Origin of the sequence: Synechococcus sp. CBW1002 (assembly GCF_015840915.1) — a bacterium.
Taxonomy (GTDB): Bacteria; Cyanobacteriota; Cyanobacteriia; order PCC-6307; family Cyanobiaceae; genus CBW1002.
In genome coordinates this window covers 2,496,423-2,518,218 of record NZ_CP060398.1, presented here as the reverse complement: position 1 = coordinate 2,518,218, position 21,796 = coordinate 2,496,423, and the positions used below count along the sequence as shown (strand labels likewise).

Here is a 21,796-nt window from a genome sequence, read left to right as displayed (position 1 = left end):
ACGATGCTCATGCTCTCAGGCACAAGGCGACGATTCAGGGGCTAGATCAGGGCGCATCGCGGGATGGTCGTCATCAGATGCTACCGAGTCGAGCTGCTGCGGAAGAATGATTGCGTGCCTTGCATCTCCCATCGTGCCTACGATGACCGACTCAATACGAGTGCGTTCATCTTGCCTCGGTCGTGAGGAGAGAGCTGCCGGTCATCTGCCGAGCTCGTCCTGCTCCCCCTCCAACCGACTGGCCGGTTGAGTGGACCATCCTCAGTGGTGATTCTCTGGCTCAACATGGAGACTGCGGCCAGTTGGATCTCCACGCAGTCACAGCCAGCGAACCCTGGTCGTCGGTAATCCCCGAACGCAACCGAAAACCACAACTTTCTCCTGCTCGTACTCCTGCAATGACTACGTTCGCTCGTAGCCCTGATTCATGATGAGTCGGTTTAAACTTGGCACCATTCAGCCTCTGGTATCAATTGGCAGCAGACGATCCCCTCATGCACCAGTGCAACATCACTGTCGACAAACGCACCGATGGCCCCGGCATGTCAGTGATCGATTCCGATGACCCGGCGGCACCCTTGTATCACCTGCTCGCCGCGATGCGCACCCCAGTCGCGTTGCGCGATCTCATGATCCAGCCGGTGCGTACCGGTTATGTCGGCCAAGATCATTCAATCGATCCCACACTGTTACCACCAGCAGCCGGAGAGCTCTATCCAAAAATTGAGGTCGGGGAGATCTTCCTCCCGTCACCCGACGGTTCGATCCGCTGTCAGACTTACAAGAGTGCCGCCACGCATGGTCGCCAAGCGATGTTGCTCTACATCCACGGTGGCGGCTTCACGGTCGGCCAGTCAGAGGATACCGCCTACATCACAAGTCGAATTGCCTCGGAAAACGGGCTTGTGGTCTTGAGCGTCAACTACCGCCTTGCCCCTGAATGGCCGTTCCCTTCTGGCCTCAACGACTGCCTCGAAGTCCTGAAGTGGATGCGCACCCACGGCGAGGAGATTGGCGGTGATCCGAATCGCATCGCCGTTGTTGGGGATTCAGCTGGCGGCAATTTCGCCGCTGCTCTTCCGCTTGCTGCACGGAACAGAGGCGTCGAGCCACCCGAGGCAGCGCTATTACTGTGCCCCATCACCGACTTCTTCTTCGAGCAATACCCATCATTCCAGAAGCTTGCCCCTCGAGGCATTGTCTACGATACGGCGTTTATGGGATATATTCGTGGCGCTTATGCGGTGAGCTACGAAAACTGGTCCCACCCCGAAGTCAGTCCAATCAGGGGCGATCTCTCCGCGTTCCCGCCTACCCTGGTGCTCTCGGGCACTGCTGATCCTCTCGTGGACGACAATTGTGCGTTCGTCGCAAAGCTCAGGGAAGCCGGCAATCCAAATGTCGAACATCTCGTCTGCGAAGACATGCCACATGGCTTCTATTTCTTCCACGGCATGTTCGTGGACAGCGAGGTGGCTTATGCAGCGATATCCCGATTCTTCAAGCAATATCTTCTTGAAGCGTAGTTGCGTGACGAGTGGTCGGACCGACATCTGTCCCATTGCTGCAGCCTACGGCCACTCCTTGAGTGAATGAACGAGGAGTGTGGCCCTGGCTCGATGAGATGGAGACGATATGTCTGCTCATTGCGGATGTCGCGGGCGGCCTTGAGCGAAATCCTGGGATAGGGCCCAATGCGCAGATCCTGCCGTCGGCCGTCCTTGGTGGGCGGGAAGCGGTGCCACCAGAACAAGTACTTCCCCCCCCCGGCGGGGTCGACCTCCAGGAGCAGCCCAGCGCCGTTCGAGACTCGGCAGCGCCGAGATCGCTGTGGTATTCAGCGAAGCTCCTTGTCGGTTAGAGGCAAGACTCCACTTACACCACCACACCGGTTTTACACCACCAATTACACCACCACAATTTTTTGCTTGCCTGGGTTTTGCCGGGATGCCATGGGACGCCCAGATAGCGGAAAACCCACGGCGGCGCAGTGGGTCTCGGGAATCAGTGGGACATCACGGGAACCCTGGGGAATCCCTGTTTTGGACCCTGAAACGGAGAGGGTGTCCGTGTGCAACGGACCGGATCGACTGCTATAGGACGACTTGGGACGATGGGTGCCCCCGTCTGTACCGTCTTTTATACCGTCATTCACGGTCTGTGATGGATGGACGGAATTCGAGGGCCGTGGGACCTGCTTGAGACCCGGATCAGAGGGTTCAGGGGAGATGGCTGAGCCGGCGCTGGTTGGGGCTGAGAGCTGATCCGCAGCCAGACTGACGAGCACCATCGCTGGATTGACCCATGCGGCGTGATCACGCGACAGGAAGGGGCTGAGGAGAACCCTTTCATGGGCGACCGATTGATCATCTCTGACAACCGTGAGGACCCGGGCAACCCGCTGGTGCTTGACGGTGAGGCCATTGACGCAGCGGCACGGGACCCACTGGCGATCGGGAAGCTGATGGTGGATCAGGTCTGGGCAGAGGGAACCGACCCCACCGGTGGAGGCCTGTACTACGAGCGCAACAGCAACCAGCACCGCCGGCTGCAGGTCTTTGAAACAGGCAGCGAGGACTTCATGACCGGCGGCTGGGTGCGGGTGCTGGCTACCGCCGAACAGGTCCGCAAGGAGCGTCCTGGCATGGAGCTTGCTGCCAAGGCGGGACTGGTCACGATCCATGGCACCCACCGAGGCGTGCTGCTGGTGGAGTTCCTGGACGTTCCCTGGGGCTGAGCAACCGCCACTGGGCTCCGGTCGGATTCGTTGAGCGCACCTCCCGGTGCGACAGCGGCCGTCCTTCAGCGTGCCACGGCTGCGCCGTGGCGTGCATCGGCCAGCCGCCGCCGCCCTCCGCTCCGGGGCCGGTGTGGGGGTGGGCAGGCATGGCTACTCTCCCGCGGCTGCGGTGCCCGGGAAGTTGCCCCGTGCACGGGGCTGGGGTGATGCCTCTGATTTCCTCGCGCGGCTGCGCGGCCAGCTGGGCATTCAGGGCTGAATCTGGTGGCCTTGCTTATCAGCTCGCCGATCCATCAGCGGCTAGCTCTGCTTTGCGTAGATCCATTGCCCCGCAGCCACTCTGCCCGCTGCTCAGTGCGTTTGTACTGGTAGAATAAGAGCTGCGCCAAAGGCCACGAGCCCATCGCCTGCGGCAACGAAATCCTCGGACAACTTGTCCCGTTCGTTTGCTCTGTAGCCATGAGCTTGTCCTCTGCTGCAGTGGCCCAGGCCGCTGCATTGCCTTCCCTTGGCCTCCTGTCGCCGCCGGCGTTGGCCCATCGCTCGGTCGTCATCGTTGCCGCTGGTGGCCGTGATCTCGTCTGGCCCCAGGAGCGCATCGCCTCTGCTCTCCTCCAGCGCTCTGGCGGCCGGCCTGTCCATCTGTTGCTGCATGGCGGTGCCCGTGGTGCTGATCGCGCCATCGGCCGTGCCGCCCAGCAGCTCGGCTGGCGGGTCCAGGCCCTCGCCGCTGATTGGCGCCGTCATGGCCGCGCTGCCGGGCCCATCCGCAATCGCCTTCTGCTGGAGCAGGCCCTGGTCGAGGCCCAGGCCCACACCTCCCCTGCCTTCAGCGCCTCGGTGCTGGTGATCGCCTTCCCCGGTGGGCCGGGCACGGCTTCGCTCGTCCAGCAGGCCCGCCGCTGCTCCTCCCGCTCGCCGGTGCCGGTGGTGGTGATGGAAGTGCCGCCGCCCTTCTCGCCGGAGCCGCTCGCCGCCTGAGCGGCAGTCGCCGCGCCGTTCTTCCCGTTCCCTCCTCACATCCCCATCCCCATGGCCGTTCTCACCGCCCCCGCCGTACCTCTCGCCCCAGCTCTCCCGCAGACCGCCGGGCCTTCCTGCTCCCTGCAGCGGTCCGGCTCGCTCTGGCAGCTGGGCATCGAGGCCCAGGAGCTCACCACCGCCATCGGTCAGCTCGCCGAGCAGCTGGAAGCCGATGACGACGACAGCCGCGCCCAGGCCCTCGCCGAGCTGGAGGCTGCCCTGCTGGCGGAAGAAGGCAACAAGCAGGCCCTCGCCGCCAAAGCCGATGCCACCTGCTGGGTGATCGAGCACCTGCGCGGCCAGGCCGCCTACCGCCAGCAGCAGGCCAAGCGGCTCACCGAGCTTTCCCGGTCTGATGCCTCTCGGGCGGATGCCCTCGAGGACTCGCTGGTTCTGGTGCTCACCAGGCTGCAGCCCACGGCCACCCGCTTCTCGTTTCCCAACCACGAGCTCAGCAGCCGCAAGTCACAGGCGGTCGAGATCGAGAACGAGGCCCTGCTCGATCCCGAGTGGCTCAGCGTCAAAACCACCTTCTCGGCCGACAAGACCGCCATCAAGGCGGCTCTCAAGGCAGGCCAGCAGATCACCGGCGCCCAGCTGATCTCCCGCCGCTCCTGGCGCATCCACTGAGGAGCCACAGGCCTCATGCAACTGGGGTTCCGGCCAGGCAGCCGGGGCTCCTTCTCCTTCCTCCTCACACCATTGCTTCCATCGCCATGACCGTCGCCGCTCCTTCCACCAACGGGGCCAGCCGGCCCGCTGCTCCACGTCCCGTCCAGAGGCCCCCCTCAGCCCTGGAGCTGATCCGCTCCGCTGATCGACGCGAGGCGCTCCCTCCATCCGTGCCGGAATCCGCGTCGGCCGCCGTCTCGGTCCAGCCCCCTGGCTTCTCCCCCGAGCAGCTCGCCGCTCTTTCCGCCCCCCTCGATCGGGCCAACGTCCGCCAGCGGGAGCAAGGCCGCAGCCGCGTGAGCTATCTGGAGGGGTGGCAGGTGATCGCGGAAGCCAACCGCATCTTTGGCTTCGATGGCTGGCAGCGCCAGACCGTGGCCGTCCGCTGCGTCGCCCAGGCCGAACGCTTGATCGGTGCCAGAGGCACGAGCCGAGACCAGAAGCCCGGTTGGGGCGTCACCTACACCGCCCGCGTCCGCGTCACCGTCACCGCCGGTGGCCTGACACCCCTGATCCGTGAGGGCAGCGGTGCCGGCCACGGCATCGACGTGGACCTGGGCCAGGCCCATGAATCCGCCCTCAAGGAAGCCGAGACCGATGCCATGAAGCGGGCCCTGATGACCTTCGGGAACCCGTTTGGCCTTGCCCTCTATGACAAGCGCCAGCGGGAGGTCAGCAGTGCAGCGGGCCAGGGTGATGGGGCCCAGCGGCCTGGTGGGCAGCGGTCTTGTCTGAGCCGGCCGGAGGCTGGTTCTCCCGCCGCCGCCGCTGCCTCCGCTGCTCAGCGCCGCACCCAAGCCACGGACCCGACGCCACCGCCATCAGCCCACGCCGACTGCGGCCAGATCCCCCTCGATGCCGAGACGATCCAGCACCTCCACAGCACGCTGCGGGCTCTCCCCCGCCCCCAGCTGGAGAGCCTCACCCGGGCCTTCCGCAAGCGGTTCCAGGTGCCCGAGGAGGCGGTGACGATCGCCGATCGGATCAACCAGAAGTGCCACCACGACTGGATTGAGACGTTCCTGGTGCAACACCAGCTTCAGTCCGGCTGAGCTGCCCAGCCCCTCTCCTGAAGGGGGCAAGTTGGCGGCTTCTGCCTACGCTTGGCCCATGGCGTTTCCCCGCATCAGCCACGATCCCGCCGTGATGGGTGGCAAGCCCTGCATCCGCGGGCTGCGCATCACGGTGGGCACGGTCGTGGGGTTGATCGCCAGCGGCAGCAGCCGCGAGCGGATCCTGCAGGCCTACCCGCAGCTGGAAGCGGCAGACATCGATGAGGCTTTGGCGTACGCCGCCTGGCGCATGGAAGAGCGAGAAGAGGCGCTGGTCCTGAGCTGATGGCCAGGCTCCTGGTCGACATGAACCTCTCGACCGAATGGATCCCCCTGTTGCGGGCCGCAGGTCATGAAGCCGTGCACTGGTCGGAGGTGGGCGATCCAAGGGCACCGGATACGGTCCTGATGCAGTGGGCGATCGCCAACAGCTACGCCGTCTTCACGCACGACCTGGACTTCGGCACGATGCTGGCCCTCAGCGGTGCCGATGGGCCGAGCGTGCTTCAGGTGCGCTGCTTGAATGTCCTGCCCGAGGCGATCGGCACGCTGGTGCTGTCACTGCTCAAGACCTATGGCGCCGAGATCGAGCAAGGGGCGCTGGTGGTCGCCGATGAACGCCGGCGGCGGGTGCGCATCCTGCCCCTGAAGCGGACGAGCTGAGCAAGCCAGACCAAGACAACCGCGCTAGTACAGGTGTACGCATCTTGAGTGGTTCATGGGCGTCTCCTTGTCCCGGCCGGCAGCCCTGGCAGCCAGGCTTGAAGCCCCGATCGAGGAGTGGCCCTACCTCGACAGCGAGGTGCTGCTCAAAACCCGCAGCCGCAAGGTCTGCATGACCTGCCACTGGTTTCGCCACCACGCGGGAGTGAACTGCATCCCGGTGCTCACTTGCCAGCTGCATCAGGGTCTGATCGCCCATGGTGAGCACCTCACCAGCCGCTGTCAGGGCTGGACCGACGACATGACCCGGAGCCAGGGCTGGGCGCCGGAGGTGGCCTGAGCGGCCCATGCACGTCGGTGACCGGAAGCGACCGCCGCTCTCGCCCCAGGAAGGCTGGCTGAGCGACGGTCGCCAGGTGCTGCACTTCAGGCCAATGCGTTACGACCGCTGGAGTCAGAGCCTGGAGGTGACCTTCGGGGAGGTGATGACCGGCGGTGAGCCGCCGCTGCTCAAAAAGCGCAGGGAGCTGACGCGAGAGCAGGCGATCAAGCTCTGGGCCCAGAAGCGCCAGCAGGGCTGGCAGCCTTGCGCGCCCCAGTGGCTGCCACCGCCTTCCCCGGCTGAACGCTGAGCCGGTTCAGAAGCGGGAGCCCGGCGTCTGCAGGAAGGCCAGCTCCTCCGCGCTCGACACCCGCCCCAGAGCAGCATTGCGGTGGGGGAAGCGGCCAAAGCGGGCGATCACATCCCGGTGCTGGCGGGCGAAGTCGGCGGTGCGGGGATCGCTGAACCGCTCGAACAGCGGCAGGTGCCGCCTCCTGCTCTGCCAGGTCTTCCGAATGCATCAGCGGCATCAGCCAGAACTGCCGCCTTGCCTGCTCGTCTTCGGCCTCCAGCCGGCCGCGCTCCACAGCCATCAGGCTCAGCGCCAGGGCCTGGAGATCGCCCGCGAAGGCCATGGCGGTGTCGCGCCAGAACTGGCGCGGGAACTGATCCAGCAGCAGCACCAGCGCCAGGCCTCGGGACGGCTCTTCATTCCAGGCATCGAGCTCACCGGCGATCGCCCGCCGTGTCAGGCCCAGGAATCGTTCCCGCAGGAGGGCATCAAAGGCCGGGTCCTTGGCGAACCACTGGCGCAGCCGGCTTTGCACGAACCAGAAGTCCAGCACCTCGCTGACCTGGTGTCGCTGACCAGCCATCAGAGCAGGCCCAAATGGGGAAAACACTGGCCAGCTCGATGCCCTTGCAGTCTTCCTGATCTTCATGTCGCTGACCCTGCTGCTGCGCTTCCCCTGGGGCGTGTTGCCCCTGATCGGTGTCTCCGCACTCGTGGGATTGGAGCGCGGTTTGCTGCAGCTTGTGGTGGGAAATGCTCCAGGCATCCAGTCGCTTGGTCACCGTGGTGCCTCTGGCATCAGCTCAACGACTCAGTGGCCTTGGATGCTCAGATCGTGTCCCAGTGTTTTTTGCTCGTCATGGGACTAAAGAGGCTGCCGTTGTCAACGGTTCAGACGCCCCGCAGCACCGCGCTCAGCATCGAGAGGTTGATCAGCACAATCACGCTGGCGCAGATCCAGCCCGCGGCCTGCAGCCAGAGCGGTGCTTTCAGATCGCCCATCAGGCCCTGGCGGCCGCAGAACCACACCAGCGGGATCACCGCGAAGGGCAACTGCAGCGAAAGCACCACCTGGCTCAGCACCAGCAGATTCGTGGTGGCTCGCTCGCCGAACAGGATCACCGTGGCCATCGCCGGGATCAGGGCGAGGCCGCGGGTGAGCAGCCGCCGCTTCCAGTCCGGCAGCCGGATCTGCAGGAACCCCTCCATCACGATCTGGCCGGCCATGGTGGCGGTGAGCGTCGAGCTCTGTCCCGCCGCCAGCAGGGCCACCCCGAACAGCACGCTGGCGAGAGAGGTGCCCAGCATCGGCGTCAGCAGCCGGTAGGCCTCGCTCAGGTCCGTCACCGGCTGCGGTAGCCGTCCGTAGAAGCTGCCGGCGGCGAGCACCAGGATCGAGACATTGATCAGAAAGGCAAGGCTGAGGGCGATCAGGGTGTCCCAGGTGCTGAAAGCCAGGGCCCTGCGCCTCGTCCCCTGGCCCTCCGCCCAGAGGCGGGTCTGCACCAGCGAGGAATGGAGGTAGAGGTTGTGGGGCATCACCGTGGCACCGAGAATGCCGGCCGCCAGAAACAGCTGCTGCCCGTCCCTAAGGCTGGCGGCCTGGGGAAGGAAGCCCTGGCCCACCTGGCCCCAGTTGGGCTGCAGCAAGAACATTTCCACCGCGAAGCAACCCCCGACCAGGGCGACCAGGGCGATCACCAGGGCCTCCAGCCGCCGGATCCCGAAGCGCTGCAGTGCCAGCAGCAACAGGGTGTCGGCGGCCGTGAGGCCCACCCCCCAGGGCAATGGAAGACCGAAGAGCAGCTGCAGGGCAATGGCGCTGCCTACCAGCTCGGCCAGGTCGCAGGCAATGATCGCCACTTCGGCCAGCAGCCAGAGGGGGATCCGCCAGAACCGCGGCAGCAGACGGCTGCAGGCCTGGGCCAAGTCCAGCCTTGTGGCGATACCCAACCGGCAGCAGAGCGACTGGAGCACCATCGCCATCAGGCTGGAGAGCCCGATCACCCAGAGCAGGCGGTACCCGAACTGGGAGCCGGCCGCCAGATCCGTGGCCCAATTGCCCGGATCCATGTAGCCCACGGCCACCAGATAGCCGGGGCCCAGCACCCGCATGAAGGTGCGCAGCATGCCCAGGCCGGCAGGCACCTCCACCGTCTGGGCATTGGTGCGCGCGGCCATGTCCAGCGGTGCATCAGGCATGAAGCGACGCCAGCGGAGTTGGAGGGTAAGGCGAGGGTGGCTGCGATCCTGCTGGGGCATCGCCGGCATGAGCCCACCCTGGGGAAGGGATCACCGCTAGCTCAGAAGTCGCGAGGACCTGTGTAGCCACTGAGATCAGCGAGAGTTTTCAGCGGCTTGACGCCCGAATCCACGACGCCCTTGATCTGCCAGCTGGGATAGCCCTGAACCCCCTGCTGCTTGCACAGCTGCGCCTGGCTGTTGGCGCCGTCTTCGGCGCATTCGATCACCTGGAGCTTGGCGGCGGCCTCCTTGCCGAAGGCCTCCTTCTGGTCATGGCAGTGGGGGCACCAGTACGCCGTGAACACCCGGGCGCCGACGCTGCTCAGATGCTCCGCCAGGGCAATCTTGGCCGGCGAACTGGCGCTGATGACAGCTGGAGCCGCCCGTCCGCTTTGGGCGACAGGCTGGTCCGCCGATGCTGCCCAGCCCAGCCCCAGCAGACCAACAAGAAGGACTGTCATCACTCCGCGAAAGATCAGTTGGCTGCGGTCGATCCAGCCACCTCCAACAAGACTCAACAGGAACAGCGCGAGGCTGAGGGCGGCTGAGACCACACAGAAGGTGCAGAAGGCCTTGATCTCGAAGACCAGGAGCCCCATCAGCACCAAACTGAAGACGGCCATGCCGCAGCTGACGAGGAACAGAGCCCAGCGATTGCCCTCCGAGGCTGGGGCGCGCAGACCTCCTCGCAGCAACGGCATCAGGGCCAGCAGGAGCACCGTGGCGTAGGCCAGGAACCCAAAGAGAGAAAGTGGCTGGCCCAGCAGCGTGCCCCAGGCGCTGCCGAGCACCTTGTCGCAGCCATCGCTACCGCCCGGACAGGACAGGCTGCCGATCCAACCCCAGCGCTTGGCGGTGATCGAGCCGGTATCGATCATGCCGATCGTGGCGAGCACGGCCATGGTGAGGCGCACCCAGGGCCGGCCTGGCTCCTGGCCGACCCGACGGCTGGAGAGAGGCTTGGTTCGCGTAGCGCTGCTCACAGGGGGAGAGAACGGCTGAGATACGGCCATTGAAAAGCCTGAAGTGGCTTCAGGGTCAAGAGCCTAGCGTTGCGCCAGGGAGGCTTGTCCGCCCGACTTACCTACCCAAGGGGATGAATCCATGCAGATTGGCGAGTTGGCACGGTCTACCGGAGTGACGATCGAAACCATCCGCTATTACGAACGCGAGCACTTGTTGCCGGTGCCGCAGCGCACGGATGGCAACTATCGCCTCTATTCTCCGCAGCATGTGGAGCAGTTGCGCTTCATCCGCTACTGCCGCAGCCTGGACATGAGCCTGGAGGAGGTCCGCATCCTGATCGGGGTGCTCGACACACCGTCCGGAAGCTGTCTGACGGTGAATGCCCTGCTGGACGAGAAGATCGCCGAGGTCGATGCCCGCGTGAATGAGTTGCACAAACTCCAGGATCAGCTACGGCAGCTCAGAGGGCTTTGTCAGCAACCGGATGAGGTGAAGACCTGCGGCATCCTCATGGAATTGAACCGTTCGGCACGAATCGACAAGGCTCAGATCTGATCATTTCCGACCAGGCTCAGCCCCTGATATTGCCAAGCGTGGGAGTGCGGAGCAGCCGCAGGCCATTGGCGATCACGATCAAGCTGGTGCCCATGTCCGCGAAGACCGCCATCCACATCGTGGCGTTCCCGGCCACGGTTAGCACCAGAAACAGGGCCTTGATTCCCAGCGCCAGGCCAATGTTCTGGCGCAGGATGGAGAAGGTGCGGCGCGAGAGGGCGATCGTTTCCGGTACACGCATCAGATCGTCGTTCATGATCACCACATCGGCCGCTTCGATGGCGATTTGGGTGCCCGCGGCCCCCATCGCAAAACCGATGTCAGCCTGGGCCAGGGCCGGCGCATCGTTGATGCCATCGCCGACCATGGCCGTGAATCCGTAGCGGGCCTGCAGAGCGGCCACCGCATCGAGCTTGTCCTGGGGCAACAGGTTGCTTTTCACCTGCTCGATGCCGGCCAGGGCCGCAATCGCGCCGGCGGTGGCTGCGTTGTCACCCGTGAGCATCACCGGTTTGACGCCCAGGGCTCTCAGGGCCGCCATGGCGGCCGCGGAGCTGGGCCGAACGGTGTCGGCAACAGCGATCAAGGCGAGTACGCCGCTGTCATCCGCGAGCAGGCTGAGCGAGCGACCTTGGCGCTCGTGGACCTGCATCGATGCTTCCAGTGAGCTGGAGCAGAGCCCCAGCTCCTCGATCCAGCGGTGGTTGGCCAGCATCAGCGGCCGCCCCGCAATCACGCCGCGCACCCCCCTTCCGGGGAGGGCCTCGAAGGCCTCCACGGCCAGCCGCTCGCCATCAAGGCCTGCGGCCATGGCCCGCGACACGGGATGGTCGGAGCGCTCCGCCAGGCTGCTAGCCCACTGTTTGAGAACGCCAGCGTCTGCCGTTTCTTGCTGAGGGGAAAAGGCCACCAGCTGGGGCTGGCCCAGGGTGATCGTGCCGGTCTTGTCGAGCGCCAGCACCTTGATCTTGCGGGCCTCCTCGATGTAGAGGCCGCCTTTGATGATGATGCCGCGACGGGCGGCGGTGGCCAGGCCGCTCACCACCGTGACCGGTGTGGCGATCACCAGCGCGCAGGGGCAGGCGATCACCAGCAGCACCAGTGCCTTGTAGATGGCCTGCAGGGGGGTGAACCCCAGCAAGGGCGGCGCCAGCAGGGCAACAGCCAGTGCCACCACGAACACCGCCGGGGTGTAGCGGGCCGCGAAGCGATCGACGAAGCGCTGGATCGGAGCACGGGAGGCCTGGGCTTCCTCCACGGCCTGGATGATGCGCGCCAGGGTGCTCAGCGAGGCAGGTGCCGTCACCTGGATCTCCAGGGCGCCGCCCTGGTTGATCGTGCCCGCAAACACTTCATCACCAGGGCCTTTGTCGACCGGCAGGCTTTCGCCGGTGATCGGGGCCTGGTTGATCGCACTCTCGCCGGAAAGCACCGTGCCATCAAGCGGCAGGCGCTCGCCCGGGCGGACACGCACCACATCTCCGATGGCCACAGCACTGGCGGAGACGCGTTGCCAGCGGCCATCGCTCTGGCGGATCTCCGCCTCGTCGGGAGCCAGGGCCATCAGGCTGGTGATCGCCTGGCGGGCCCGCTGCACCGCCCGCGCTTCGATCGCCTCGGCCACGGCATAGAGCGCCATCACCATGGCGGCTTCCGGGAAGCGGCCGATCAGGAAGGCGCCCGTGACCGCCACGCTCATCAGCGCATTGATGTTGAGCCGGCCCTGGCGCAGGGCCGCGAGGCCCTTGCGAAACACGGAGAAGCCCGCCAGGGCGATGGCGGCGATGGCGATCCCGATCTCAAGCAGCTCATGACCCGGGAAGGCGGGAACGACCAGATGCAGCAGCTCCGCTGTGATCGCCAGCGCCAGGGAGCCCGCCAGGCGGAGCCGTTCAAGGCGCCGTTCGGCGCGGGTCTGGGCGGCGGACGGCCGCTGATCGGGGCTGATCGGCTCCGGGGTGAATCCCAGCCGGCGGATTGCGGCAAGGGCGGAGTTGAGCGCTGCTGCTTCGGCATCGATCGCCAGAACGCGCTCGGCCAGCAGGAACCGCAGGCTGCGGATGCCGTCAACACCTGAGAGGGCATGCCGGATCTCGCCTTCCTCCGTGGCGCAATCCATCGCGCTGATCCGAAACAGCGCTTCTCTGCCGCTTGCCGGCTCCGGCTGCGGCGCCGTGGTGGCTCCGGCCTTCTGCCCGCTGGTTCTACTGCTGCAGCAATGTTCCGCCATGGTCCTGTCATCCAGACCCCAGCAAACAGCCTGTAGTCACTTCAGGGTCAAGGGTCTTGGCGGCACCTAGTGCCCGCAGGCTGTTGATCAACGCAGCTGGGGACACTCCTGATCCTGCATCTGCTGCATCAGCCCATCGGCTTGCCGGGCCAGCTTGGCTCCAGCCGCCGTGTAGAACCTGAACTGCTGGATGTTGACGTAGAAAACCCGCCGGCTGCGCAGCAGCTGTTCTTCCGCCTTGCGGCGGCACTCGATCAGGGCCTGGTAGTCGATGGTCGTCTCGTTGTGGTCGTTGGCATTGGCCCCATCGGCCTGCTGGCTGAGGACAGGGCAGATCCGTTCGCGGGTGGTGCGAACCAGGGCGATTTCGGCCTTCATGGCCTGCTCGGCCAGGGCATTGCGTTGCTCCAGCAGGTTCCGGCACGCCTCCACTTCAGCCGCCATCACCGGAGCTGTCAGCCAGCAGCAGGCCAGCGAGAGGGTCAGGACGTGGCGCATTCACGGATCAATTCGAGTCCTGTGTCTTTGGCGGCTATGGGCGTGATCATCATGGGCAGCGTCAGACCATCCACTACTCGATCTGCAGCACCCCCATCAGCCCCAGATCCTCGTGGTCGAGGTTGTGACAGTGATAGACGGTGCGCCCCGGGAAATCCCTGAATGTGACGCGGATCCGCACCTCTTCGCCCGCTTTCACCAGCACGGTGTCTTTCCAGCGTCGCTGAGATTCAGGACGACCCGCGCGGCTGATCACCTGGAAGGGATTGACGTGCAAGTGGAAGGGGTGATCCATCACGTCGTCGTTGACGATCAGCCAGTCTTCCGTGCTCCCGAGGGCAACCCGAGTGTCGATGCGATCGGGTTCGAAGGCCTGGCCATTGATCTGAAATCCCATGCCCATGCCGCCCATGGCCATGCCGCCTCCGCCCATGGCGCCCATGTCGTGCTTCATCCCACCCATGCCCGTTCCCATGGCATGGGCCATGACGAAACGGCGGGTGCGCTCCGGCTTCGGCAGGGCCGGCACAGGGATCAGGGCCTTCGGCAGAGGTAGTGGTGGCACCGTTCCGGCGTAGCTGAGGGTGGCCAGGGTCCGGGGAGCGTCCTCAGCGGCGGCCATCCCCATGTGGCCACTGCGCTGGTAGGGCAGGTTGAGCAGCCTGTAGCTGCCTGGGGTCTGGTTGCCTTGCACCAGCACATCGGCCCGCTCGCCGGGGGCCAGAAGCAGCTCATCGAGAGGCTCTGGGGTGGCGATCGCGCCGCCATCGGTGGCGATCAGAACCAGTGAGTGGCCCTCGAGGGCCAGGCGGTACATCCGTGCATTGGAGGCATTGAGCAGGCGCAGCCGCAGCAGGCCGCCGCTGGGAATTGCCAGGCCTGGGTTGATCGCCCCGTTGACCGTCAGCAGGGGGCCTTCCCGGCCGAGCATGCGCCCCACGCCCATGGCGGCTTCCTGACCGGAGGCGCTGGCGAAATCCTTGAGCACCAGCACGGTTTCTTTGGCGGCCGCCACTTCCGGAATCCTGTCCAGATCGCCGCGTACCACCAGGGCGCTGCTGAGGCCGCCAAACACCTGATCGGCCGAGAGTCCGTGCTGGTGGGGGTGGACGTAGAACAGGCCGGCCGGGTGGTCTTTGGCGAGCGTGAACTCATAGTCGAAGGAGCCACCGGGCGGCACGCTCAAGAAGACGTTGTCGGCCGTGCCGGTGGGGGGGATGTGGAGCCCGTGGAAGTGGAGATTGGTGGGTTGCTTGAGTTCATTGCGCAGTCGCAGCCGCACCCGATCGCCGGCGTTCACCTCCAGCAGCGGACCGGGTGAGCGGCCGTTGTAGGTGAGCAGCTCGGCGGGGCCACCCGGAAGGCTTCCCCGCGTGGCCTGGGCCACCAGCTCCAGATCGGCCACGCCGCCACGGGAGGCCAGCCGCGCCGCACCGGCCGGCTGGGCCCGGGCGGCGGAGCGCTGCAGCCGGTCCCAGAGAAGTGGGCCGACCACGGCCGTGCCGAGGCCGGCGAGCCCAAGTCCGAGTACCTGCCGTCGCCGAAGTGGAGTGGTCATGGTTGGGTTCTCATTTGGCGTGCTGGGAGAAGCTGCTGATGGCTCCGGTCCGCGTGAAGGCCATCACCGTGAACGCCTCTTTGCCGTAGGCCGATTCCATGCCTGGGGAGCCCAGGGGCATCCCCGGAAGGGCGAGGCCCGCCAGGGGCGGCCGTTTCTGCAGCAGCCGTTTCACATCAGCAGCAGGGACGTGACCCTCAAGGGCAAAACCGGCCACTTCGGCGGTGTGGCACGAGGCCAGGCGGGCGGGGACCCCCAGGCGTCGCTTGATCACGGCGACATCGGCCACCACGACATCGCGCACGGCGAAGCCATTGGCGCGCATGTGCTGCACCCAGCCCTTGCAGCACCCGCAGCTGGCGGATCGATAGGAGGTGACCGGCATCAGGGCTGGAGCACTGGCGCGTGCCGCGAGCGACCCGCCCCCTGAGACAACGGCAGCAACAGCGCCGACCCCCAGCAGCAGGTCCAGGAACCGCGAATGACCGCGGCTTGATGTCGAGTTCATGGCCTCTGATGCGGGGATGTCTCAACCGTAGAGCCTCCACTCAGGTGGAGAGTCAAGCCCGTGATGACCGGCATCAACCGGCATCGACCGGCTCAGATTTGCTGCGCCCTTGGCCCTTGACTCTCCTGTCAAGGGGAGACCATACCGTTAGGAGGTCTCACCTTGCCGCCATGTACCCATTCCGCTTCACCGCCACCCTGATCGGTCTGGCCTCTGCCCTCACCGTTGCGGCTCCTGCCCTGGCCCAGATGCCCGGTGGCATGAATCACGAAGGGCACCAGGGCATGCCAGGGATGATGAACATGCCTGGGATGTCTGCTCCGGCCGGATCCGCCCCGGCCCATGCCGCCCACGCCCACGACGTGGGCCCGGCCGGTGCCACCTACGACCTGCGCTTCATCGACGGCATGGTGCAGCACCACACCGGCGCCCTTCGGATGAGCGAATTCGTCTTCAACATCGGCCAGCCCGGCGTGGGAGCGCTCGGCAAAACGATCTGGCGCGACCAGGCCAACGAGATCCGGGCCATGGGCCTCTGGCGCAAGGCCTGGTACCCCCAGGCACCCGTTTACCCCGTGTCCCTGGCCTCCGGAGGCGATCCCAACAGCCTCAGCGGCCTCACCCGCATGAGCCAGGCCCAGATCGATGGCATGCGGATGATGGGCGAACTCCCCACCAAGGACAACCGGGTGGTGTGGTTCTTGGAGGGCATGCTCGAGCACCACGGCGGGGCGCTGATGATGGCCCACGACGCCCTGGCCAAGAGCACCAACCCCACGATCCGACGCTTCGCGCGAGGGGTGATCGTGGCCCAGCGCGCCGAGATCATCGAACTGCGCAGGATGCTGGCGGTGGAGGGCTTGCGCAAGCCGGAGTACAGCAAATACGACGCTCTTTTTCGTCTTTGAGCGAAAACCTGGGTAGATCTTTCCTAACTAGCCCCACCGATCAGGAGCAGCCATGATGAACGCGGCGACAATCACCCAGACCCCTGGCCATTCCCACGGGAAGCCCGGAAGCCACGGCCCGCCGCCCACCGGCGGCGGCAAGGGAATGGCCAAGGATCCGATCTGCGGCATGGTGGTTCCCAAGGCCACAGCCCTCAGCGCCCAGCGCGGCGGCCGCGACTACTACTTCTGCAGCCAGACCTGCCTGCAGACCTTCCAGAATCCCGACCGCGAATTGCGCGTCATGCGCCGCCGGGTGGGCTTCGTGATCGGCGGGGTGCTGGCGCTGGCGCTGTTCCGGGCCGGAGCCTTCATCGCCCTGGCGGCCGGCATCAGCCTGGTGTCCTGGGTGCCGCTGCCGGCACTGCCCTGGATGAGCTGGGGGAAGTGGCTGTTCGTGCTTGCCACTCCGGTGCAGTTCATCGGTGGCTGGTCGTTCTACACCGGCGCCTGGGCGGCCCTCAAGCGCCGCGCCCTCAACATGGATGTGCTGATCGCCCTGGGCACCTCCGTCGCCTACTTCTACAGCGTGGTGGTGGTCTTCGCGCCCACCTGGCTTCCGGTTGGCGTCAATGAACGGGACGTCTATTTCGAAGTCTCGGCGGTGGTGATCGCCTTCGTGCTGATGGGCAAATACATGGAGGAGATCATCAAGAAACGCTCCTCTGCCGCCGTGCGCAAGTTGCTCGATCTTCAGCCCGCCACGGCCACGGTGATCCGCGACGGCATGGAGATGACCGTGCCCGCCGATGCCATCGACACCGGCGAGACGGTGCTGGTGCGCCCGGGCGAGAAGATCCCCGCCGATGGGGTGGTGCTGGAGGGCAGCTCCTCGGTGGACGAATCCTTGCTCACCGGTGAATCCCTGCCAGTGGCCAAACAGGCCGGTGCCGAACTCATCGGCGGCACCGTGAATGGCAATGGCCTGCTCCGTTTTCAGGCCAGCCGGGTGGGATCCGACACCGCCCTGGCCCAGATCGTTCGCATCGTGGAGGAGGCCCAGGCCAGCACGGCCAGCGTGCAGCGCCTGGCCGATCAGGTCACGGGCTGGTTTGTTCCAGCCGCGGTGCTGATCGCCTTCGCGGCGTTTGCCCTCTGGACCCTGGCGGGCCAGTTCAGCAGTGGTCTGCTGGCCTTCATCGCCGTGCTGGTGATTTCCTGCCCCTGTGCCCTGGGCATCGCCACCCCAGCGGCCCTGATGGTGGGGGTGGGCAAGGGCGCGGAGCAGGGCATCCTGATCCGCAGCGGCGAGGTGCTGGAGCGGGCTGAGAAGCTCACCACCGTGGTCTTCGACAAGACAGGCACGCTCACCTTGGGCAAGCCGGTGCTCACCGATCTGGAGCCCCTGGCAAGCCAGTCGGAGCAGGAGGTGCTTCAGCTCGCAGGGTCCCTGGAGCACGGCTCCGAACATCCCCTGGCAGCGGCAATTGCCGAGGCCGTTGCAGCGCGCCATCTGGAGCTGCTGCCGCTGAAGCAGTTTGAGGCCCAGGTGGGCGAGGGCATCACCGCCAAAGAGGGCGGGGACGTCGTCTGGTTCGGCAACCGTTCCCTGGCAAGCCGCTTCCTGCCTCGGCTTCCCGAGCCTGTGGAAGGCCAGCTCGCTGGGCTCGAGGCCCAGGGGAAAACGGCCATGTTGCTGGGGCGCGCCGATCAGATCCTGGGGGTGATCGCCGTCGCTGACACGGTCAGGCCCGAGGCCGAGCAGGCCGTGGCCCTGCTGCGGCGCCGTGGGGTGCGGGTGATCATGCTCAGCGGCGACAACCGCACCACCGCAGAGGCGATTGCCGCCCAGGTGGGGATCACCGAGGTGATCGCCGAGGTCCGGCCTGCCGACAAGGCCGGAACGATCAAGTCCCTGCAGTTGGATGGGCAGAACGTGGCCATGGTGGGTGATGGCGTCAATGACGCCCCGGCCCTGGCCACGGCCAACATCGGCATCGCCATCGGCTCGGGATCGGATGTGGCCAAGGAAGCCGGTGACATCATCTTGATGGGCAACGACGTGCGGCTGGTCGTGACCGCCATCGGCCTGTCGCGGGCCACCATGCGCAAGATCCGCCAGAACCTCTTCTGGGCCTTCATCTACAACGGGATCGGCATCCCGATTGCTGCCCTCGGCTGGCTGAACCCGATGATCGCCGGGGCGGCCATGGCCCTGAGTTCGCTCTCGGTGATCGTCAACTCGTCGCTGTTGCGTCGCTACCGGGCCGCTTGATCACCAGTGCTTTCGTCCGAGTCCGTCCCCTTTAGCGAGATTCGATGGCTGATCCCAACTTCCTGTCCAGCTGGTCACCACGCCGCCGATCCCGGTGGGTGCTCTATGGCTTTCTCCTGGTGGCGGCCTTCTACCTGCTGCTGGAGCACACAGCGCACACCATTCCCTTCCTTCCCTTCCTGGTGTTCCTGGCCTGCCCGCTGATGCACCTCTTCATGCATGGCGGCCATGGTCATGGCCATCACAGCGCCCCGGAGGGAACGGACTCGCGATCGACCCCTACCCCCAAGTCGTGATGAACCAAAGTGACGCCCCGGCCTATGGCCTCTGGGGACTGGCGGTGGTGAATGCCGCTGTTTTCATCTTCTTTGCCTTCAGTTTCTTCAAGCCAAAGACGCCGCGTGACTGGCGCAGCTTTGGGGCATTCAGCGCCTTCCTGGTGGCCTTGTTTGCCGAGATGTATGGATTTCCACTGACGATTTACCTCCTCTCCGGCTGGCTTGGGAGTCGCTATCCATCCGTGAACTGGCTCTCCCATGATGCGGGACACCTATTGGAAACGCTGTTTGGCTGGCGGGTGAATCCGCATTTCGGCCCCTTCCATATCGCCAGTTTCGTGCTGATCGCTGGCGGCTTCATGCTCATCGCCAGGGGCTGGGACATGCTTTATGCCGCCCAGCAAAAGCATGAACTGGCGACCACCGGCATCTACGCGCGTCTGCGTCACCCCCAGTACCTGGGCCTCATTCTGGTGATGACAGGATTCCTTCTGCAATGGCCCACGTTGCTCACCCTGGCGATGTATCCAGTGCTTGTGGTGATGTACCTGCGCCTTGCAAAGCAAGAGGAGCGGGAGGCTGTGCGCGAGTTTGGAGATCGCTATCGGGACTATCTTTCGGCTGTGCCGGGCTTTCTTCCCTGGCGGCATCGGTAAAGGAACTTCACAGAGAAGGATTCATTTCGGCCTGCCCCCGGCTGCCACGGAGATCCAGATGACCAGCCGCAAAGACACAAGCATTCGGTGGCCAAGTGACACCTGCCATAGAAGAAGCATTGATGCGTGCCTCGACGATCAATGCTGCATGGAATGGCATATCGTTGTCTCGTATACATTTTAATGGTTAAATGAATAGCCTGGTGAAGCAAAGGCTTGTGGTCAAGAAAAGTGCACGAATTCTCGCTGCACCAGAAACAAATCTGTTTCTCTTTGCCTTTCTGCTCAACTTCGTTTACGAGGTTTGGCAGTCTCCATTTTACGAGTTCTACGCAAGTCCATCCCTGGGCGACAAAGTTATTGACTTGACCCACTGCGCCTTTGGCGATGGGGTCATCATTCTCTTCAGCAGTTGGACTGTGAGCGCGTTGATGCGTTCGCGGTACTGGGTGCTGACCCCAACCTGGAAGCTGACGCTCCTGTTTACCGGTATCGGCCTTCTGATCACGCTTGCGATCGAAACCTATCGAGTTAATGTTTCCAAGGCCTACGGAGTGCCGATGCTGGCAGTGCCCCTACTAGGCATGAGTGCACTTGCCGTCATTCAATGGATCGTCTTGCCTGTCATCATCCTCTACATGGCTCGCCGGCACATGTTGGGATATTCGGGGCAAAACTTTCACTAACCCGTGGCATCATTCGCGGCTCCTGCTTCTTCTTTTGATACTCAATGTGGCATTGCCTTTGATGGCATAGATGATGCGTGCTCCCCATCAGTCGTTCAGTGTCTACGAAAGCTGTTGGCATCACTTCATTTCCATCGACCCTGTGGCCTGATTACCAGAAGATCATCCGCCGCATTCCTGGCGGAGATGAGTTCAAACCGAGTCCATGCATTTCGAAGTGGTTGTGGAGGTTGAGCTTTTTGTTGTCGTTGCGTGTCAGGCTCAGAATCCTCATTAATACCCTCCTCCTGAGCGGCCTGATCAGGCCGCTGGCGGCGGTTGCTTCATCCCCCTGCGGCGGCCCAGCAGCAGTCCCATGCCGGAGCCGATCACGAACAGGGTGAGCAGCGCCAGGACCGAGGAGTACCAGGGCTGCAGATTGAGGAGGCCGAAGTTGCCCGTGTGCAGCTTCATCAGCCAGAAGGCCTCGATTCCCTGGGCCGATAGGGCGCCGTACAGGGAGCCGGAGAGCGCCGTGAGCAGCAGTGGCAGGGCTGCCAGGGGCACGAGGCTGCGGTGCACCCGGCGCATCAGGTGATGGTGCCTCACTCCTTATCCATTGCCTTGTGCAGATCCTGCATGTTGGCGCAGGGCATCCAGAGGGAGCCCATCGCAAAAGCCCCCTTGCACTTGAGTTCGGCGGCGCGTTTCTCCGCCTCCTGCTTGGTCTTGAACATGCCCTTCATGTGCGCCGCAGCGGGTGCGCTGACGAGCAGCGGAGCGAAGGTCGCCGCTACGAGGGCCGCCAGCAGAGCCCAACGGTTGGTCTGCTGGAAGGGGCCGGTGGAGTGCTGGGTCATTGAGATTGCGAGGGGATGGTCAGTGACAGAAAAGGGACTGCTGGTGTCACTTCTCCTTGGAGACGGCTTTCTCATAGACATCGAAGTTCTGGCAGGGCATCCAGTCCTTGCCCATTGCAAAGGCGCCGCTGCACTTGAGTTCCTTGGCTCGCTTTTCCGCAGCGGCCTTGCTCGGGAACATGTCGTTGGCCTGAGCGCGGGCGGCGCCGGGTGCCAGGGCAACGCCTGCCGAGAAGAGGAGAGCCAGAGCGAAGGGGTTCACGGAATACCAGGAGGAAGAGGTGGACACCAGCTTAGAGTCTCCCCATAGCAGGAGAGTCAAGCCCATGGCAGCTGTTGGCATCAAGACCGGCATGAAGATCGGGGCGCTGGCCGGCCGCAGCGGCTTGCCGGTCAAGACCCTGCGCTACTACGAAGACTTGGGTCTGCTGCCGGCGATCGGCCGCAGCGAAGGCGGGTACCGCCTCTTCGCCGAGGAGAGCCTGCAACGCCTGGAGTTCATCCGCCGGCTCAAGACCCTCGGGCTCAGCCTGGAGGAGATCCAGGACTGCCTGGCGGTGCACGATGCCGGTGAGCTGCCCTGCGGCGACATCCAGGTCCAGCTGGGGCGCCAGATCGAGCGGATCGATGGCCAGATCAAGGAGCTGCGGCAGCTCCGCAAGGAACTGCAGGGCCTGCTGGCGGGCTGGCAGAGCGATCCAGCCAAGGATGACGCGGTGATCTGCCCCAATCTTCACGTCTGAAGGCTGATCGTGACGTTCGGCCCATACGCAGCGAATGGGCACACCGATTCGATGAAGCCATGACCCGAATCCGTGTCCGACTCCCTGCTAAGTGCCCATGCTGAAGAAA

28 protein-coding genes and 1 pseudogene are annotated in these 21,796 nt (G+C 64.7%); 17 read left to right on the top strand and 12 right to left on the bottom strand.

Annotated features, from left to right (window positions below):
- Window positions 1–446: 446 nt before the first annotated feature.
- Complete coding sequence (locus tag H8F24_RS12400) at window positions 447–1,526, top strand: alpha/beta hydrolase (protein ID WP_197169833.1); 1,080 nt, start codon at window positions 447–449, stop codon at window positions 1,524–1,526.
- Here the strand turns inward: H8F24_RS12400 and H8F24_RS20210 are convergent.
- Window positions 1,478–1,786 carry an Arm DNA-binding domain-containing protein gene (locus H8F24_RS20210; RefSeq protein WP_370594827.1) on the bottom strand — a complete coding sequence of 103 codons (309 nt, stop codon included), beginning with the start codon at window positions 1,784–1,786 and terminating at the stop codon, window positions 1,478–1,480. The two genes, H8F24_RS12400 and H8F24_RS20210, sit on opposite strands and share 49 nt — an antisense overlap.
- 564 nt (window positions 1,787–2,350) lie before the next feature.
- Between H8F24_RS20210 and H8F24_RS12395 the strand changes: the two genes are divergently transcribed.
- The 9 genes from H8F24_RS12395 to H8F24_RS12355 all read left to right on the top strand — a co-directional run bounded on the left by H8F24_RS12395 (window position 2,351) and on the right by H8F24_RS12355 (window position 6,782).
- On the top strand, window positions 2,351–2,737 hold the full coding sequence (locus H8F24_RS12395) for a hypothetical protein (protein WP_197169832.1): 387 nt from the start codon (window positions 2,351–2,353) through the stop codon (window positions 2,735–2,737).
- Window positions 2,738–2,783: 46 nt separating this feature from the next.
- Window positions 2,784–2,999 carry a hypothetical protein gene (locus H8F24_RS12390; RefSeq protein WP_197169831.1) on the top strand — a complete coding sequence of 72 codons (216 nt, stop codon included), beginning with the start codon at window positions 2,784–2,786 and terminating at the stop codon, window positions 2,997–2,999.
- A 200-nt stretch (window positions 3,000–3,199) separates the two neighbouring features.
- Complete coding sequence (locus H8F24_RS12385) at window positions 3,200–3,721, top strand: SLOG family protein (protein ID WP_197169830.1); 522 nt, start codon at window positions 3,200–3,202, stop codon at window positions 3,719–3,721.
- A 51-nt stretch (window positions 3,722–3,772) separates the two neighbouring features.
- Window positions 3,773–4,393, top strand: a complete 621-nt coding sequence (locus tag H8F24_RS12380) for a siphovirus Gp157 family protein (protein ID WP_197169829.1) — start codon at window positions 3,773–3,775, stop codon at window positions 4,391–4,393.
- A gap of 86 nt (window positions 4,394–4,479) precedes the next feature.
- Window positions 4,480–5,487, top strand: a complete 1,008-nt coding sequence (locus H8F24_RS12375) for an RAD52 family DNA repair protein (RefSeq protein ID WP_197169828.1) — start codon at window positions 4,480–4,482, stop codon at window positions 5,485–5,487.
- Window positions 5,488–5,545: 58 nt separating this feature from the next.
- Window positions 5,546–5,773: a DUF433 domain-containing protein gene (locus H8F24_RS12370; RefSeq protein ID WP_197169827.1), complete on the top strand. Its 228-nt coding sequence runs from the start codon at window positions 5,546–5,548 to the stop codon at window positions 5,771–5,773.
- Window positions 5,773–6,150 carry a DUF5615 family PIN-like protein gene (locus H8F24_RS12365; protein WP_197169826.1) on the top strand — a complete coding sequence of 126 codons (378 nt, stop codon included), beginning with the start codon at window positions 5,773–5,775 and terminating at the stop codon, window positions 6,148–6,150. Before H8F24_RS12370 ends, H8F24_RS12365 begins: the two co-directional genes overlap by 1 nt.
- Before the next feature lie 55 nt (window positions 6,151–6,205).
- Window positions 6,206–6,490 (top strand): galactose oxidase, encoded by a 285-nt coding sequence (locus tag H8F24_RS12360; protein ID WP_197169825.1) that lies wholly within the window; start codon window positions 6,206–6,208, stop codon window positions 6,488–6,490.
- A 7-nt stretch (window positions 6,491–6,497) separates the two neighbouring features.
- Entirely contained in the window at window positions 6,498–6,782 is a 285-nt protein-coding gene (locus H8F24_RS12355) for a DUF1651 domain-containing protein (RefSeq protein ID WP_197169824.1), read from the top strand.
- Window positions 6,783–6,788: 6 nt separating this feature from the next.
- Here H8F24_RS12355 and H8F24_RS20205 read toward each other — a convergent pair whose 3' ends face one another.
- The 4 genes and pseudogenes from H8F24_RS20205 to H8F24_RS12340 form a co-directional block, all read right to left on the bottom strand.
- A complete protein-coding gene (locus tag H8F24_RS20205) occupies window positions 6,789–6,950 on the bottom strand; it encodes a DUF924 family protein (RefSeq protein ID WP_370594826.1) in 162 nt (53 codons plus the stop codon).
- A 67-nt stretch (window positions 6,951–7,017) separates the two neighbouring features.
- A pseudogene (locus H8F24_RS20200) lies at window positions 7,018–7,347 on the bottom strand (DUF924 family protein); the annotation flags it as partial.
- A 308-nt stretch (window positions 7,348–7,655) separates the two neighbouring features.
- On the bottom strand, window positions 7,656–8,945 hold the full coding sequence (locus H8F24_RS12345) for an Nramp family divalent metal transporter (protein ID WP_231596984.1): 1,290 nt from the start codon (window positions 8,943–8,945) through the stop codon (window positions 7,656–7,658).
- 122 nt (window positions 8,946–9,067) lie between these two features.
- Window positions 9,068–9,991, bottom strand: a complete 924-nt coding sequence (locus H8F24_RS12340; RefSeq protein ID WP_231596985.1) for a vitamin K epoxide reductase family protein — start codon at window positions 9,989–9,991, stop codon at window positions 9,068–9,070.
- 121 nt (window positions 9,992–10,112) lie between these two features.
- On the opposite strand from H8F24_RS12340, the gene cadR reads away from it, so the two are divergent.
- On the top strand, window positions 10,113–10,529 hold the full coding sequence (cadR, locus tag H8F24_RS12335) for a Cd(II)/Pb(II)-responsive transcriptional regulator (protein WP_197169821.1): 417 nt from the start codon (window positions 10,113–10,115) through the stop codon (window positions 10,527–10,529).
- 16 nt (window positions 10,530–10,545) lie between these two features.
- On the opposite strand, the gene H8F24_RS12330 is transcribed toward cadR, so the two are convergent.
- From H8F24_RS12330 to H8F24_RS12315, 4 genes are all read right to left on the bottom strand, one after another.
- On the bottom strand, window positions 10,546–12,759 hold the full coding sequence (locus tag H8F24_RS12330; protein WP_231596986.1) for a cation-translocating P-type ATPase: 2,214 nt from the start codon (window positions 12,757–12,759) through the stop codon (window positions 10,546–10,548).
- 87 nt (window positions 12,760–12,846) lie between these two features.
- Complete coding sequence (locus H8F24_RS12325; RefSeq protein WP_197169820.1) at window positions 12,847–13,257, bottom strand: hypothetical protein; 411 nt, start codon at window positions 13,255–13,257, stop codon at window positions 12,847–12,849.
- A 73-nt stretch (window positions 13,258–13,330) separates the two neighbouring features.
- Window positions 13,331–14,815, bottom strand: a complete 1,485-nt coding sequence (locus H8F24_RS12320) for a multicopper oxidase family protein (RefSeq protein WP_197169819.1) — start codon at window positions 14,813–14,815, stop codon at window positions 13,331–13,333.
- A gap of 10 nt (window positions 14,816–14,825) precedes the next feature.
- Window positions 14,826–15,323, bottom strand: coding sequence for a DUF411 domain-containing protein (locus H8F24_RS12315; protein WP_231596987.1), 498 nt, complete (start codon window positions 15,321–15,323; stop codon window positions 14,826–14,828).
- Window positions 15,324–15,493: 170 nt separating this feature from the next.
- On the opposite strand from H8F24_RS12315, the gene H8F24_RS12310 reads away from it, so the two are divergent.
- The 5 genes from H8F24_RS12310 (at window position 15,494) to H8F24_RS12290 (ending at window position 20,105) form a co-directional block, all read left to right on the top strand.
- Window positions 15,494–16,231 (top strand): DUF305 domain-containing protein, encoded by a 738-nt coding sequence (locus H8F24_RS12310; protein ID WP_197169818.1) that lies wholly within the window; start codon window positions 15,494–15,496, stop codon window positions 16,229–16,231.
- A gap of 55 nt (window positions 16,232–16,286) precedes the next feature.
- Window positions 16,287–18,485, top strand: coding sequence for a heavy metal translocating P-type ATPase (locus H8F24_RS12305; protein WP_197169817.1), 2,199 nt, complete (start codon window positions 16,287–16,289; stop codon window positions 18,483–18,485).
- A gap of 44 nt (window positions 18,486–18,529) precedes the next feature.
- The gene (locus H8F24_RS12300) at window positions 18,530–18,781 is read left to right on the top strand and encodes a DUF2933 domain-containing protein (RefSeq protein ID WP_197169816.1); all 252 of its coding nucleotides are present in this window, start codon (window positions 18,530–18,532) and stop codon (window positions 18,779–18,781) included.
- Window positions 18,781–19,419 carry an isoprenylcysteine carboxylmethyltransferase family protein gene (locus H8F24_RS12295; protein ID WP_197169815.1) on the top strand — a complete coding sequence of 213 codons (639 nt, stop codon included), beginning with the start codon at window positions 18,781–18,783 and terminating at the stop codon, window positions 19,417–19,419. The genes H8F24_RS12300 and H8F24_RS12295 overlap by 1 nt, the downstream gene beginning before the upstream one ends.
- 191 nt (window positions 19,420–19,610) lie before the next feature.
- Entirely contained in the window at window positions 19,611–20,105 is a 495-nt protein-coding gene (locus H8F24_RS12290) for a hypothetical protein (RefSeq protein ID WP_231596989.1), read from the top strand.
- Window positions 20,106–20,405: 300 nt separating this feature from the next.
- On the opposite strand, the gene H8F24_RS12285 is transcribed toward H8F24_RS12290, so the two are convergent.
- From H8F24_RS12285 to H8F24_RS12275, 3 genes are read right to left on the bottom strand one after another with little or no spacing between them, the layout of a single operon-like run.
- Complete coding sequence (locus H8F24_RS12285; protein ID WP_197172286.1) at window positions 20,406–20,675, bottom strand: hypothetical protein; 270 nt, start codon at window positions 20,673–20,675, stop codon at window positions 20,406–20,408.
- 14 nt (window positions 20,676–20,689) lie between these two features.
- Complete coding sequence (locus H8F24_RS12280) at window positions 20,690–20,944, bottom strand: DUF3721 domain-containing protein (RefSeq protein ID WP_197169814.1); 255 nt, start codon at window positions 20,942–20,944, stop codon at window positions 20,690–20,692.
- A 46-nt stretch (window positions 20,945–20,990) separates the two neighbouring features.
- Complete coding sequence (locus H8F24_RS12275; protein WP_231596990.1) at window positions 20,991–21,233, bottom strand: DUF3721 domain-containing protein; 243 nt, start codon at window positions 21,231–21,233, stop codon at window positions 20,991–20,993.
- A gap of 37 nt (window positions 21,234–21,270) precedes the next feature.
- Between H8F24_RS12275 and H8F24_RS12270 the strand changes: the two genes are divergently transcribed.
- The gene (locus H8F24_RS12270; RefSeq protein WP_197169812.1) at window positions 21,271–21,687 is read left to right on the top strand and encodes a heavy metal-responsive transcriptional regulator; all 417 of its coding nucleotides are present in this window, start codon (window positions 21,271–21,273) and stop codon (window positions 21,685–21,687) included.
- The last annotated feature ends 109 nt before the right edge of the window (window positions 21,688–21,796 follow it).

Coding starts and splice junctions, on each gene's coding strand:
- H8F24_RS12395 (WP_197169832.1), top strand. CDS start 2,351: ATGGGCGACCGATTGATCATCTCTGACAACCGTGAGGACCCGGGCAAC.
- H8F24_RS12385 (WP_197169830.1), top strand. CDS start 3,200: ATGAGCTTGTCCTCTGCTGCAGTGGCCCAGGCCGCTGCATTGCCTTCC.
- H8F24_RS12380 (WP_197169829.1), top strand. CDS start 3,773: ATGGCCGTTCTCACCGCCCCCGCCGTACCTCTCGCCCCAGCTCTCCCG.
- H8F24_RS12375 (WP_197169828.1), top strand. CDS start 4,480: ATGACCGTCGCCGCTCCTTCCACCAACGGGGCCAGCCGGCCCGCTGCT.
- H8F24_RS12370 (WP_197169827.1), top strand. CDS start 5,546: ATGGCGTTTCCCCGCATCAGCCACGATCCCGCCGTGATGGGTGGCAAG.
- H8F24_RS12365 (WP_197169826.1), top strand. CDS start 5,773: ATGGCCAGGCTCCTGGTCGACATGAACCTCTCGACCGAATGGATCCCC.
- H8F24_RS12360 (WP_197169825.1), top strand. CDS start 6,206: ATGGGCGTCTCCTTGTCCCGGCCGGCAGCCCTGGCAGCCAGGCTTGAA.
- H8F24_RS12355 (WP_197169824.1), top strand. CDS start 6,498: ATGCACGTCGGTGACCGGAAGCGACCGCCGCTCTCGCCCCAGGAAGGC.
- H8F24_RS12345 (WP_231596984.1), bottom strand. CDS start 8,945: ATGGCCGCGCGCACCAATGCCCAGACGGTGGAGGTGCCTGCCGGCCTG.
- cadR (WP_197169821.1), top strand. CDS start 10,113: ATGCAGATTGGCGAGTTGGCACGGTCTACCGGAGTGACGATCGAAACC.
- H8F24_RS12330 (WP_231596986.1), bottom strand. CDS start 12,759: ATGGCGGAACATTGCTGCAGCAGTAGAACCAGCGGGCAGAAGGCCGGA.
- H8F24_RS12325 (WP_197169820.1), bottom strand. CDS start 13,257: ATGCGCCACGTCCTGACCCTCTCGCTGGCCTGCTGCTGGCTGACAGCT.
- H8F24_RS12320 (WP_197169819.1), bottom strand. CDS start 14,815: ATGACCACTCCACTTCGGCGACGGCAGGTACTCGGACTTGGGCTCGCC.
- H8F24_RS12315 (WP_231596987.1), bottom strand. CDS start 15,323: ATGAACTCGACATCAAGCCGCGGTCATTCGCGGTTCCTGGACCTGCTG.
- H8F24_RS12310 (WP_197169818.1), top strand. CDS start 15,494: ATGTACCCATTCCGCTTCACCGCCACCCTGATCGGTCTGGCCTCTGCC.
- H8F24_RS12305 (WP_197169817.1), top strand. CDS start 16,287: ATGAACGCGGCGACAATCACCCAGACCCCTGGCCATTCCCACGGGAAG.
- H8F24_RS12300 (WP_197169816.1), top strand. CDS start 18,530: ATGGCTGATCCCAACTTCCTGTCCAGCTGGTCACCACGCCGCCGATCC.
- H8F24_RS12295 (WP_197169815.1), top strand. CDS start 18,781: ATGAACCAAAGTGACGCCCCGGCCTATGGCCTCTGGGGACTGGCGGTG.
- H8F24_RS12290 (WP_231596989.1), top strand. CDS start 19,611: ATGAATAGCCTGGTGAAGCAAAGGCTTGTGGTCAAGAAAAGTGCACGA.
- H8F24_RS12285 (WP_197172286.1), bottom strand. CDS start 20,675: ATGCGCCGGGTGCACCGCAGCCTCGTGCCCCTGGCAGCCCTGCCACTG.
- H8F24_RS12280 (WP_197169814.1), bottom strand. CDS start 20,944: ATGACCCAGCACTCCACCGGCCCCTTCCAGCAGACCAACCGTTGGGCT.
- H8F24_RS12270 (WP_197169812.1), top strand. CDS start 21,271: ATGGCAGCTGTTGGCATCAAGACCGGCATGAAGATCGGGGCGCTGGCC.